Raw genomic sequence first — 13094 nt, 5'->3', positions numbered from 1 at the left:
GTTTCGATTTTCAGGATAATCTATGCATCGTTCAGGTCTGACAGAGCTGGAAGTGGTAATGGCGGTGGTGCGGCGCGGCAGCTTTCGCGCCGCGGCGCAGGAGCTGGGGATGTCCGCCACGGCGGTCAGCAACGCCATCGCCGGACTGGAGAGCCGCCTTGAGACGCGGCTTTTCAACCGCACCACCCGCAGCGTGGCGCTCACCGACGCCGGGCAGCGCTACGTGGCGCGTATCGGCCCGGCCCTGCAGGAGATCCGTCTCGCCGGGGAAGAGATCCACAGCGACACCGGAGAACCCGCCGGCACGCTGCGTCTGAACGTGCCGAACCATATCGGCACCCTGTTTCTGGACCAGCTGCTGATCGACTTTATGATCCGCTACCCGAAGATGCGCGTAGAGACCGTCAGCGAAGCGCGAATGATCGACATCGTCGCGGAAGGCTATGACGCGGGGATCCGCCTTGAGGAGTCTGTGCCGCAGGACATGATCGCCGTGCCGCTGACCGGGGAGATCCGCCAACTGGTCACCGCCACGCCGGACTATTTTGCACGTCACGGCATTCCGCAGACGCCGGACGATCTGCTTTCACATCAGGGGATCGGCATGCGGATGGCCCACGGCGGGATCTACCGCTGGGAGCTGGCGCGTCGGGGTGAAACGTACGCCCTTGCCGTACCGCCGCGTTTTGCGACGTCCGATCTTTTTGCCTCGATCCGCGCCGTGAAAGCGGGGTTAGGGGTGGGATTTTTACCGGAACTGTATATCCGTGAAGAGCTTGAACGTGGAGAACTGATGAGCGTCCTAAACGACTGGGCGCAGCCGTTTGCCGGGCTGCGCCTGTACTACCCCGGCCATCGCCACGTCCCGCCGGGACTGCGGGCGCTGGTGGCGATGGTTCGCGAGCGCGGGATTATTCCAGGTTAGCCTTATTCAGCCCGTAAGCCGCGTCCAGCGCGCCGGGTTCCATGCGGGAGGTGATCCCCAGACGGTTCCAGGCGTTGATCGCCACGATGGCGAAGTTTAGCTCTGAAATCTCCACGTCCGAGAAGTGCTCCGCCACGCTGCGGTAGAGCGCATCACTGACACCGTGAACGCCAATCTGGGTCAGCGCTTCGGTGAAGGCCAGCGCGGCTTTCTCGCGGGCGCTGAACAGCGGGGACTCGCGCCAGGCCGCCAGATGGTACAGGCGCAGCTCGCGCTCGCCGGCGATTTTAGCCTCTTTTGAGTGCATATCCAGACAGAAGGTGCAGCCGTTCAGCTGCGACACGCGAATGTCGATCAGGTGCTTCAGCATCGGGTCGATGGAGGTTTTTGCCACCTCCATGCTCAGGGCAGACAGCGCGTTGGCGAGGGCAGGTGTAACTTTATGGTGGTTAACGCGAGTGCTCATTGTCTTTCCTCTTTTTGTGCGGCATGTGTCATGCGATGGGGCAAATCTACGCCGTTCATGACATAGTAAAAAGATACAAAAAGCGTGAAATGAGGTAGGACATGAAGCCGGGCTATCACGAGATTTATTCCCGCTATCGCGACAACATCACGCGCGGCGTGCTGAAGCCGGGCGACAGGGTGCCAGCCATCCGCGTGCTGGCGGAAGAGCTGAAGGTGGCGCGTAAAACCGTCGAAACGGCGTACGCCATTCTGACGGGTGAAGGGTATCTGGTGAGCCAGGGCGCGCGCGGCACGCGGGTTAACCCGGACTTACTGCTGCCGGATAAGACTGCCCCTGCGGAACAGACCACCGGCACGCTTCCGGCATCGCTCATCAGCCAGCGCGAGCGGGCCGGGTTTCTGCGCCCCGGCATCCCCGCCCTCGACAGCTTCCCGTATAAAAAGTGGCTGCTGCTGGCGGGTCAGGCGACGCGGGCTATGCGACAGGAGGAGATGCTCAACCCGCCCGTTCTGGGCTGGTATCCGCTGCGCCAGGCCATTGCCAGCTACCTCAACATCTCGCGCGGGCTGTCCTGCAGCGCCGAACAGGTGCTGATCACCAGCGGCTACAGCGGTAGCCTGCGGCTGATCCTCGACACCCTCGCCAGCCGCAGCGACAAGGTGGTGTTTGAAGATCCGGGCTATTTTATGGGCCAGCAGCTGCTCAAGCGGATCGTGCCGCGCCTGCACACGGTGCCGGTCGATCGCTGCGGCATCGACACGGACTACCTGCTGCGTCACCATCGCGACGCCCGATTTGCCATCGTCACCCCGTCGCACCAGAGCCCGCTGGCGGTCACGCTCTCCCTGCCGCGTAAACAGCAGCTGCTCGACTGGGCCAGCCAGAACGAGGCGTGGATTATCGAAGACGATTACGACGGGGAGTTTCACTACACCCGCAAGGTGCTGCCGTCGCTGAAAAGCCTCGACCATCACGACCGGGTGATTTTTATGGGCACCTTCAGTAAAACCATCATGCCGTCGCTGCGCATGGGCTACGTGGTGATGCCCGCCAGCACCGTCGGAGCCTTTACCGACTGCGCGGACATCACCACCAGCGGCCAGCCGGTGTTGACGCAAAAGATCCTCACCGCGTTTCTCAACGAAGGGCATTTTTTCCGTCATTTGAAAAAGATGCGCGCGCTGTATCAGACCCGCCGCGACTGGATGATTGCCGCCCTGCGCGAGGTGTATGGCGATCTGTTTTTCACCGAGCAAAACGACGGCGGGATGCATATCGTGGCGTTCCTGACCAAAGGAAGCCGTGACCGGGAAGTGGCGCGCTGCTGGCAGGAACAGCAGCTGCAGGTCAATGCGCTTTCGGAGTGGTATCGCGGTTCCGGGAAGCGCTACGGGCTGGTGATGGGCTATAACAACGTGCGGTCGTACGAAGAGGCGGTGGCGCTGCTGGAAAGGCCGAAGCGGCAGACGTTTGCGCTGTTGCGCTGAACATCGCCGGGTGGCGGCTTCGCCTTACCCGGCCTACGGTTTAAATATCATTGCGCGACAACCCAACGTCCTTGAGCTGCTCGTCGCTCATCTGGCTCAATATGCGGCGGGTACGGTTGATGCGATACCAGTTGCAGATCGTTTTCCCGATCCAGACGAACACAATAAACGGACGTTTTGAACGATTCTCGTAGAATTCCATGATGCTCTCCTCACTGTGTCAGTGGGGTTATCATCCCGGAAATCCACCCGTGCAATACAGATGCAAAAACACCTTTTGTTTAACATACAGATCCGCTAAAACAGTATCTGCATGGCAATTTTCGCAGCAATCTGTACTGGTTTTATAATCTGTATGGTGAAAACAAAGGATACAGCATGACACGCTACCAACATCTGGCCAATCTTCTGGCTGAACGCATTGAGCAAGGGCTGTATCGCAGCGGCGAACGTCTGCCGTCGGTGCGCACGCTGAGCCAGGAGCACGGCGTGAGCATCAGCACCATACAGCAGGCCTACCAGATCCTCGAAAACCTCCAGCTGATCACGCCTCAGCCGCGCTCCGGCTATTTTGTCTCACCGCGAAAAGCCCAGCCGCCCGTCCCGGCGATGACGCGCCCGGTGCAGCGCCCTGTGGACGTTACCCAGTGGGATGAGGTGATGATGCTGCTGGACGCCCGCGCCGACAAAGAGATGATCTCCTTTGGCGGCGGTTCGCCGGACATTAACCAGCCGAGCCTGAAGCCCCTGTGGCGCGAGATGAGCCGCATTGCGCAGCATAATCCCGGCGAGATGCTGAGCTATGACGTGCTCGACGGGCGCCTGGAGCTGCGTGAGCAGATCGCCCGCCTGATGCTCGACGGCGGCTCCACCGTCTCGGCAAGCGACATTGTGATCACCAACGGCTGCCACGGCGCGCTGTCGATCGCTCTGCTGTCGGTATGCAAACCGGGGGATATCGTGGCGGTGGAATCGCCGTCGTTTCACGGCACCATGCAGATGCTGCGCGGGTTTGACATCAAGGCAATTGAAATTCCTACCGATCCCGAGACCGGGATCAGCATCGAAGCGTTAGAGCTGGCAATGGAGCAGTGGCCGATCAAGGCGGTGATCCTGGTGCCCAACTGCAATAATCCGCTCGGATTTATCATGCCGGAAGCGCGGAAAAAGCAGGTGCTGGCCCTCGCCCAGCGGCACGATATCGTGATTGTCGAGGATGACATTTACGGCGAGCTGGCGGCGGAGTATCCGCGCCCGCGCACCATTCATTCGATGGATATCGACGGCCGCGTGATCCTCTGCAGCTCGTTTACCAAAACCGTGGCGCCAGGCCTGCGCGTCGGCTGGATTGTGCCGGGACGCTACTACGACCGGGTGATGCACATGAAATACGCCGCGGGCGGGTTTAACGTGCCGGGCACGCAGATGGCGGTGGCGGCGTTTATTCGCGACGGTCATTACCATCGCCACGTGCGCCGTATGCGCCAGATTTATCAGCAGAATATGGAAACCTACACCTGCTGGGTGCGGCAGTATTTTCCGGCAGAGATTTGCGTCACGCGCCCGCAGGGGAGCTTCCTGCTGTGGATTGAGCTGCCGGAGAAGGTCGACATGGTATGCGTCAGCAAGCAGCTATGTCGGCTGAAGATCCAGGCCGCGGCCGGGTCGCTGTTTTCCGCCTCCGGGAAGTACCGCAACTGCCTGCGGATCAACGTGGCGCTGCCGCCGACGGACAAAAATCGCGAGGCGCTGAAGAAGCTGGGCGAAGCGATTGTGATTGCGATGGAGGAGGGCTAGTGCGGCCTGATGCCCTCACCCCGACCCTCTCCCACAGGGAGAGGGAGAAAACCGTGCCGCACTACTCGTCGAAGTACCAGTACCCCTGGTTAATCAGCCCGGTGAGCTCCTCGACAAACGCCGGGTTTTTCAGCGCATCGCCCAGCTCGGCCTGACCGAGTTCGGTGAAGCGGCACAGCGCATCCGCCGCCTTCGCGTCAACCGTCTCCAGCTGTTCGCTGTTGATGAAGAAGCTGCCGTTGATGTTCAGCACGCGCAGGCCGCTCAGGCGAGACAGCGTTTCGCCGCCCTGCAGCGCGTCCAGCACCTCTTCCGGCGCGTACGGCGGCTCGGCGGCGGCGATATCCAGCTCGTGGCGCGGCGTGGAGACAAAGCTGCCGAACCATTTTGTGAAATCATCCGGCTTGCTAATCATGTCGATCATCATCTGACGAATGCGATCGAGCTCGTACTGCTCGACGCGGCCAGGATGTTCACGACAGGTCAGATCCGGATCGCTGTAGTGCTCACCGCCCAGATCGTTTTCCAGCGCGTAATCGGCGAAGCTGCTGATCAGATCGCGACCGTTCGGCCCGCGGAAGCCGACGGAGTAGTTAAGCGCCGTTTCATGGGTAAAACCGTCGTGCGGGAAGCCAGGTGGAATGTAGAGGATATCGCCCGGGGCCAGGTCTTCGTCAATGATCGGCTCGAACGGATCCACGTGCAGCAGCGCCGGATGCGGGCAGAACTGACGCATCGGCAGCTTGTCACCCACGCGCCAGCGGCGGCTGCCCATCCCCTGAATGATAAACACGTCGTACTGATCGATATGCGGACCCACGCCGCCGCCCGGCACGGAGAAGGAGATCATCAGGTCATCCAGACGCCAGTCCGGCAGAACGCGGAACGGACGCACCAGTTCCGCCGCGGGCATATGCCAGTGGTTCACCGCCTGCGCCAGCAGCGACCAGCCGGTTTCGCCCAGATCGTCAAAGTGCTCAAACGGGCCGTTGCTGGCCTGCCATTTGCCGTTGAAATGGCTCACCAGACGGCTATCGACCTCCGGCTCCATCGCCAGCCCCGCCAGCTCGTCCGGGGTAATCGGGTCGACAAAGTTCGGGAAGGCATTTTTCAGCACGACGGGTTGTTTTTGCCAGTATTTCTCAAGAAATTCCGGCCATTTCAGGTTCAGTTGATACGCCATGGGTAGCACCAGTGAGAAGGGAAACAGGCGCGATTATAGGCAAGAAGGCAGAGGGGGAACTTGTCATGGGTCAAACCCGCACGTGTAGGTCGGGTAAGGCGAAGCCGCCACCCGACACAAACACGCCGCGAAAACTTAATCCAGCTTCAGCTCGTCATAGTGGGTAATCAGTTTACCCACGATGCCGTAGTCCAGCGCTTCCGCCGGGGACATCCAGAAGTTGCGGTCGGTGTCTTTTTTCACTTTTTCCAGCGGCTGGCCGGTAGCGTCGGCGATCAGCTTGTTCACGCGATCCAGCATGCGGATGATCTCGCGCGCTTCGATCTCAATATCGGTCGCCTGACCGCGCACGCCGCCCAGCGGCTGGTGGATCATGAAGCGGGTATTTGGCAGCGAGTAGCGGTGCTCTTTTTTCGCGGCCAGGAAGATGGTGATCCCGGCGCTCGCGACCCAGCCGGTGCCGATCACGTGCACTTCCGGGCGAATGAATTTGATGAAGTCGTGGATGGTGTCGCCCGCTTCCACGTGACCGCCCTGGCTGTTGATGTACAGCTTGATCGGATCGTTGCTGACGCTTTGCAGCAGGATCATCTGGGTGATCACTTTCTGCGCCAGCTCCTGGTTGATCTCACCGGAAATCACAATCGAACGAGACTCCAGCAGTTTTTGCTGCAGAGCGCCCGCGCCGTTTGACCCTTCCGCCTTTTCCTTGTCGCTTTCTTTCAGTGTGTAGTGCATTGTTATGTCCTCAGCATTTAGCGCTCAAAACCAGAGTGTAGCCTGTTTTACCGATCAAAGTCCTCACCGGCAAATCACGAGGGAGCTCATGCACATTGCCCATGTTGCACGCGTTTCGTTCCTTCACCGCCCCCGCCCGGATCGCTATACTTCATATGATTATCATATTGTTAAATGATAATCATATTTAATGTGTTAAGATGAAAGTCAGCATAAACAGTCCCTTACGTCACTCCTGGGGGCTGTTTGCATCCTCGACATGTAAAACAGCACCGGGGCGGTGAATGGAACACATTGTGTATGTGGTTGATGACGATGACGCAGTCAGACAGTCCGTGATCGGGCTGCTGGAATCCGCAGACTTAAACGCCATCGGCTTTTCATCGGCAGAAGCGTTTCTTCAGCACCGCTTTGAAGAGCTCCCTTCGTGCGTGGTCCTCGATATGCAGATGCCCACCATCTCCGGTTTTGAGGTAGCAGATGCCCTCAAGGACAGCGGGCGCGAGATCCCGATTATCTTTCTCACCGGCCACGGCACCATCCCGATGTCGGTGCGCGCCATTAAAGGCGGCGCTTACGAATTTCTCACCAAACCCGTCGAATCCACCGCGCTTATCGACGCCATTGAGTCCGCGCTGCAGCTGGCGGAAAACAACGCCGAGCGCAATAAAGAGCACTACGCCCTGAAGCAGCGCCATCTCTCCCTCACGCCGCGAGAACACGAGGTGCTCACGCTGGCGATAAGCGGCATGCTGAACAAGCAGATTGCCGCCGAGCTGGGCGTCAGCGAGATCACGGTGAAAGTGCACCGCCGCCGCGTAATGGAGAAAATGCAGGTGCGCTCCGTGGCAGAGCTGGTCAGGGCCGTTGAGCGCCTGACCAAAAGCCAGCCTGCGGAGTAATGTTTACCCTTCCTGTACCGCCAGCGGCAGCGCAAAGGCAAACACCGTGCCGTAAGGCTCCCGGCGGCGCGCGCTCAGCTTCCCGCAGTGGCGCTCAATGATGCTGGCGCTGATGGTCAGCCCCATCCCCATCCCCTGTGGCTTGGTGGAGTAGAACGAGTCAAAAATCTGCTCCAGCCGCTCGGGCTCAATGCCGCTCCCGGTATCGGCGATCTCAACGATCGCTTTTCCGTCCGCGTTGCTGGTGCTGAGGGTGATAGTGCAGGCGCGATCCTTCACCTCGGCCATCGCCTCAACGGCGTTCATCACCAGGTTAAGCAGCACCTGCTGGATCTGCACGCTATCGCCGGTGATAAAGCTGTCCTGCGCCTTCAACAGGTAATCAACGCTAATGTGTCGCTGCTCCAGCTCGCTGCGGGAGAGCGCGATGATATGGTGGATCAGATAGTGCAGATCGATGCGCGAGAAGGTGGGATCCTGCTTGCGCGTCAGGGACTGGATGCTGCGAATGATCTCCCCCGCCCGCGCGCCTTCCGCGGCGATCTCTTCCAGCCCTTCCCGCACTTTATCCAGCCGGGCCGGCTCCCGGCTGAGCCAGCGCAGGCTCGCTCCGGCGTTAGAGACGATCGACATCAGCGGCTGGTTGACCTCGTGGGCGATGGAGGAGGTCAGCTGCCCGACGGTGGTGGCGCGGGACACCCTCGCCAGATCCGCCTGCGCCACCCGCATGGCATCCTCCGCGGCGCGCTGGCTGGTGATATCGGTGATGATGCCGTAATACTCGTTCACCTCTCTGCCCACGCCCACCGGATCGCCAATCCCGAGGATATAGCGCGTTGAACCGTCGGTACGCTTGACCCGAAACTCCGCGCGCATGGAGAGCCCTTCGCGCACGCTCTGCGTGACGATGGCGCTGATGCGGGCGTAGTCGTCTTCATGAACGAAGGTCAAAAACTCCGCCATGGAGATCATCTTTTGCCGCTCGGGCAGGCCGAGGATGCGGGCGTACTCCTCCGAGACAAACATCAGATCCTGCTCCAGCTCCCAGCGCCAGCTGCCGGTGTGGCTGATCTGCTCGCCCAGCATCAGCGAGGTCTGGCTGGCGCGCAGCTCTTTTTCCACCCGACGGCGCTGGATGTTCTCCCCCAGCAGCTCGGCGTACAGCCGCGCCGTCTCCAGGGACACCGCAGCCTGCGCCCCCAGCAGGCTCACCACGCGAGAATGCTCGGCGGTGAAAACCTCCGGCATCAGGCGGTTTTCCAGGTAGAGCACGCCTACCAGCCGCGCCTGTTTGAACATCGGGACGCACATGACGGCCGCCCCCGAGGTCACCAGATAGGGATCCTGGCTGAAGGGGTGAAACTCCTCCGGCTTACCGGTGCGGATCTCCTGCCCGGTGCGGATCACCGCCGCCAGCACCGACAGGGGCATGTCGGTCGCCGTCGGCACGTCTTTCAGGATCCGCACCCGCACGCCTTCGGTGCTGGTCCAGGCGCTGGCCTCGATCTCCGGGATCAGGCTATCGCTCACGCGAAGCAGCAGGCCGCGCTGCGCCCCGGCGCGTTCAAGGAGGATCGTCATCAGGTTTTCGATTAAGCGCTCGAGATTGATCTCTTCCGACAGCGCGCGGGAGGCTTTGATGACGCTCTGCAGATCGCGGATGGTCTCGTTCTGGGCGAACGCCACCGTGTCATAGGCGCTCGCCTGCCCGGAGGCCAGCAGATGCGGGAAATCCTGCTCCAGCTGGCGCACCTTGGCCTGCGCGCCCGCCCGGCCCCAGGCGGCAATTGCGCCGCGGAAGTGTGCGTCCGAGGCGGTCGGGTAGCCGCAGGCCAGCGCAAAGCGACCCGCCAGCTCGTGGGCCAGGGCATTAATCGGATTAAATCCGCCCTCGCGGGAGAGCCGGACCGCCTTCTCATACTGCTCGAGCGCAATGCTGTTCATCCCGTCCAGCCGCACGATTTCGGCGTAGATCAGCGCCTCTTTATCCGCGAACGTGCCGGGATTAATGCGCGCCCAGAGAGCGATTTTGTCGTAGTGGGCGTGAATGCTGCGACGGTGGTTCGCCGAGAAGGTCTCCGGCGTCAGCTGACGGGAAAGCGCCAGGGCGCTGTAAAGATGGTAATCCAGCAGATGGATGTGCCCCGGCGCAGACCACGCGTACCACCCCGCCATCTCCAGATCCGCCTGCGCGTCGGCATACTCGCCGCAGGTAAAGTGGGCCATGCCGCGGTAGAGCCAGTACCAGAACAGCATGGTGGAGGTCTGCTCCGGCGCCTGCTCCGGCGACGCGGGCAGCAGCGCCTCCGGCAGCACCTGCGATGCGGTCCAGGTGCCGATAACCGGCGTGCGCAGGAACTCAACGTAGCCGCGCTGGACCATCAAGATGGTCTCCACGTCCTGGAAGTGGGTTTTACGCACGAACGCCAGGCCGCGATCGATGCTGGTCAGCACCCCGTCCAGATGATCGCCCCGGGAGAGGAAGTTAATGACCTGGTGGCAGGCCGCAAAGCAGGCCATCGTCATATCCCCGTGGGTCACCGCCGAGGTAAAGCAGGCCTTCGCGCACTCGATGGTAAACGATAAAGGCTGGGTCCAGACGCTGAGCTGGTCAAGCGGCAGCAGGGTTTTGGCTTCGAACGCGTCGTAGCCGTGGCGATTCACCAGCTCGCGGGCCAGGGTGCCGTACAGGAAGCCGAGGCGATACTCGGCGTAGCGGTGGCCCATCAGCACGCCAAACCAGGCCATCGCCGTGGTGGAGGCGCCGGTAATACCGTGGTCGAGCGTCAGGTGCATCATGCGGCAAAGCAGTAAAAAGTGCAGGCGCGGACAGATGAAGCTGGCGCAAATGCTGGCGCTGTAGAGCAGGTTCATCACCGCTTCGGTTTCCGGGTTATCCATCCGCGAGAGCGGGGCAAACAGGGTTTGCGGCGCGTCGCCCGCGCGGTTACAGAAGTGTTCCCAGGCCTCGTCGCAGTCGGCATCTTCCGGATAGCGGCCGATCTGAATACCAAAGACCCCCAGCCAGCAGAGCGCCGCCTCCAGCGCCAGACGGCTGTCCGACTGGCGAATGTACACTTCCACCAGCAGATTGGCCGCCAGCGCCTTTTCGGTCAGCCCGCCGGGGCACCCGAGGATCGCGTCACACAGTTCGCGGGTGCGCTCCAGGTGCCCCAGCGCAAACTCGCAGCCCGCCTCTTCGATATCGAGCATAAAGTCAGACACCGTCCCGGCGTTGCCCAGCGCTCGGGCAGTCTGGATATAGCTCAGCGCCGAAAGGTAATCCCCCGAACGCTTCGCGCGTCGCGCGGCCAGCAGGCTCAGCTCGCGGAACATCTGGCGCTGCGGGGCGGGCTGGATGCTGTCCAGCGCGGCCGTGACGTGATGTACGGCGCGGAACAGCAGCTCGTTCCCCGCCGCCTGCCGCGCGGCGTCGGCCAGCAGGCTGGCGGTAGTCAGATGAAGATGGCTTTTCTCATGCCGATCCAGCAGCGCAAAGGCGGCCTCCTGCACCCGGTCGTGGGTGAAGGAGTACGCTTTTTCCGTCAGCACGATCAGCTGCGCCATGACCGCCGGATGCAGCGCGTAGCGCATTTCCGCCATCGATATACCGACCACGCGGCAGATCATCTCCATTTCGCCCGTGCCGCCGAGGCAGGCAAGGCTACCCAGCAGGCGACGCGTCTCGTCGGGCAACTCTTCCAGCTTCTCCAGCACCAGGGTGACGACGTTTTCGGTGTAATGCCGGGCGCGGATGGCCTGCAGATCGTAGTGCCACTTGTCCTGATATTTGTTGTGCACCACCAGCCCGTCATCGACGATGCGGCGGAAAAACTCGTGTACAAAGAGTGGGTTGCCCCCGGTCTTTTCATGGATCAGCGTGGCGAGGTCGGTCGTCGCCGTGCTGCGGGTGCGAAATACCGTCCCCAGCCAGCGGGACACGGCTTTGACCGACAGCGCCTGCGGGACAATTTCGCTCGCGTGATGCGCCGCCTCCGGCAGGCTCGCCAGCTGCTGTTGCAGCGTGGGTTCGGACAGCGAACCGATATCGCGGTGAGCGACCACCACCAGCAGCGGGATCGCGCCGCAGTTCACCAGCAGGTAGTTGAGCGTATGCAGGCTGGCGGCGTCGCTCCACTGGAGATCGTCGAGCACCAGCACCAGCGGGCAGCCCTGCGAGGCAAAGGTTTTCACCAGCGCCAGCACCATATGGCTGAAGCGCGCCCGGGCATCAATGGAAAACGTATCCGCCGGGAAGCGCGGCTTGCGCTCAAGCAGCAGGCCCAGCTCGGGCACGAGGCTGACGGCCAGCGCCTCGTGTCCTTCCAGGGCGCGAGAAAGACGGATTTTCCACTTCGCCACCTCGTCCGCCGGCAGGCCCAGCAGGTGCAGGGTCAGGGGGCGGAATGCGGAGCTTAATACGCCGTAGGGCAATGACGGTGAAAACTGATCCACTTTGCCCACCGCCAGCAGCACCGTACGCTGCTGGAGCGTTTTTAACGCCGTCGCAATGATAGAGGATTTGCCGATCCCCGACGGCCCGCCGATGGTCACCAGCTCCGGCACGCGGTTCTGCCCCACCCGCTCAAACGCGGCAATGACGTCATTCGCCTGCGGATGCGTCGCGAACAGCGAGTCCGCCAGAAGAATCGCCGGGGTGCGGTCCTGCTGGCCGGGGGTAAAGGCAACGATCTCGCCCTCACCGGTCAACGTCGCCTGGCAGCGGCGGAGGTCGGCAATCAGCCCGTCAACCGTCTGGTAGCGGTTATCGGGGTGCTTCTCCAGCAGCTTCAGGATGATGGTCGACAGCATTCCCGGCACGTCCGGGCGTATCGCATCCGGGGCCAGCGGCGCCGAGGCAATATGGTAGTGCGCCCAGTTGGTCCGATCGTCCTCCCCCCGTTCAAACGGCAGGCGTCCGGTCAGGAGTTCATACAGCACCACGCCGAGGCTGTAGAGATCGCTGCGGCCATCGACGGGGCGCTGGGTGCGGGAGGTGTGCTCCGGGGACATATACGCCGGCGTGCCGCCTGAAACGGCAAGCCGGGTCTGCGCGAAGGCGCCGGAGAGGCTGCATGAAAGGCCAAAGCTGCCCAGACGGCAGGTGGCATCGTGATGAACAAAAATATTGCCGGGCTTGATATCACCGTGGATCAGGTTTTGCAGATGCATCTGGCGCAGAGGAACGCAGATCTGGATCGCCAGCTCGATAAAGCGCGCGATCCCCGAGATCGCCCTGCCCGCGCGCCGCGCCAGCAGCTCAAACGAAAACGGGGCGTACACCAGCGCGAAGCGTCCCCGGTACTGGGTGGACGCGACGGCGCGAATGGCCCAGCTATCCTGCAGCGCGTCACGCAGCGCAAACTCGTTTTTCAGCAGCCGGGTGGCCCGCTCTTCCTCTTCATCACTGACCGCGGTGGCGATAATGAACGAGCCGCCGGAATGAGGATGTCGCGCGTGCATCCAGGCGATTCCGCCCTCCTGCGCCAGCACGGTAAAAATCACATCCTCTTTAAGGACAAAAACCCGCCCCTGGTGAAGATTTCCCTGGGCGGGCCAGAATGCAGGCTGCTCGTGTTCGTTCATCCGCGAT

9 protein-coding genes are annotated in these 13094 nt (G+C 61.7%); 4 read left to right on the top strand and 5 right to left on the bottom strand.

Features of this window, described 5'->3' with window-relative positions; all coding sequences use genetic code 11:
- Nucleotides 1-22: 22 nt before the first annotated feature.
- Nucleotides 23-925 carry a LysR family transcriptional regulator gene (locus GXP72_RS02875; protein ID WP_048992906.1) on the top strand — a complete coding sequence of 301 codons (903 nt, stop codon included), beginning with the start codon at nt 23-25 and terminating at the stop codon, nt 923-925.
- Here GXP72_RS02875 and GXP72_RS02870 read toward each other — a convergent pair.
- Nucleotides 912-1391 (bottom strand): carboxymuconolactone decarboxylase family protein, encoded by a 480-nt coding sequence (locus GXP72_RS02870; protein WP_208763479.1) that lies wholly within the window; start codon nt 1389-1391, stop codon nt 912-914. The genes GXP72_RS02875 and GXP72_RS02870 overlap by 14 nt on opposite strands.
- 101 nt (nt 1392-1492) lie before the next feature.
- Between GXP72_RS02870 and GXP72_RS02865 the strand changes: the two genes are divergently transcribed.
- Nucleotides 1493-2881: a PLP-dependent aminotransferase family protein gene (locus GXP72_RS02865; protein WP_208763478.1), complete on the top strand. Its 1389-nt coding sequence runs from the start codon at nt 1493-1495 to the stop codon at nt 2879-2881.
- Nucleotides 2882-2921: 40 nt separating this feature from the next.
- Here the strand turns inward: GXP72_RS02865 and GXP72_RS02860 are convergent, their stop codons facing one another.
- Nucleotides 2922-3083 (bottom strand): DUF1127 domain-containing protein, encoded by a 162-nt coding sequence (locus GXP72_RS02860; RefSeq protein WP_032645487.1) that lies wholly within the window; start codon nt 3081-3083, stop codon nt 2922-2924.
- A 176-nt stretch (nt 3084-3259) separates the two neighbouring features.
- On the opposite strand from GXP72_RS02860, the gene GXP72_RS02855 reads away from it, so the two are divergent.
- Complete coding sequence (locus GXP72_RS02855; protein WP_024909502.1) at nt 3260-4678, top strand: PLP-dependent aminotransferase family protein; 1419 nt, start codon at nt 3260-3262, stop codon at nt 4676-4678.
- Between the two features lie 61 nt (nt 4679-4739).
- Here the strand turns inward: GXP72_RS02855 and GXP72_RS02850 are convergent, their stop codons facing one another.
- Nucleotides 4740-5861, bottom strand: coding sequence for a cupin domain-containing protein (locus GXP72_RS02850; RefSeq protein ID WP_208763477.1), 1122 nt, complete (start codon nt 5859-5861; stop codon nt 4740-4742).
- A gap of 135 nt (nt 5862-5996) precedes the next feature.
- Nucleotides 5997-6599: an ATP-dependent Clp protease proteolytic subunit gene (locus GXP72_RS02845; RefSeq protein WP_024909504.1), complete on the bottom strand. Its 603-nt coding sequence runs from the start codon at nt 6597-6599 to the stop codon at nt 5997-5999.
- Between the two features lie 284 nt (nt 6600-6883).
- Between GXP72_RS02845 and GXP72_RS02840 the strand changes: the two genes are divergently transcribed.
- Nucleotides 6884-7501, top strand: a complete 618-nt coding sequence (locus tag GXP72_RS02840; protein ID WP_048028672.1) for a response regulator — start codon at nt 6884-6886, stop codon at nt 7499-7501.
- 3 nt (nt 7502-7504) lie between these two features.
- Here the strand turns inward: GXP72_RS02840 and GXP72_RS02835 are convergent, their stop codons facing one another.
- Nucleotides 7505-13087 carry an AAA family ATPase gene (locus GXP72_RS02835; protein ID WP_208763476.1) on the bottom strand — a complete coding sequence of 1861 codons (5583 nt, stop codon included), beginning with the start codon at nt 13085-13087 and terminating at the stop codon, nt 7505-7507.
- Nucleotides 13088-13094: the final 7 nt, after the last annotated feature.

Origin of the sequence: Enterobacter sp. SES19 (assembly GCF_011765665.1) — a bacterium.
In the GTDB taxonomy this organism is placed as follows: Bacteria; Pseudomonadota; Gammaproteobacteria; order Enterobacterales; family Enterobacteriaceae; genus Enterobacter; species Enterobacter pseudoroggenkampii.
Note: the sequence above shows the minus strand (reverse complement) of the source record. Positions and strands in the feature narration are given on the sequence as shown.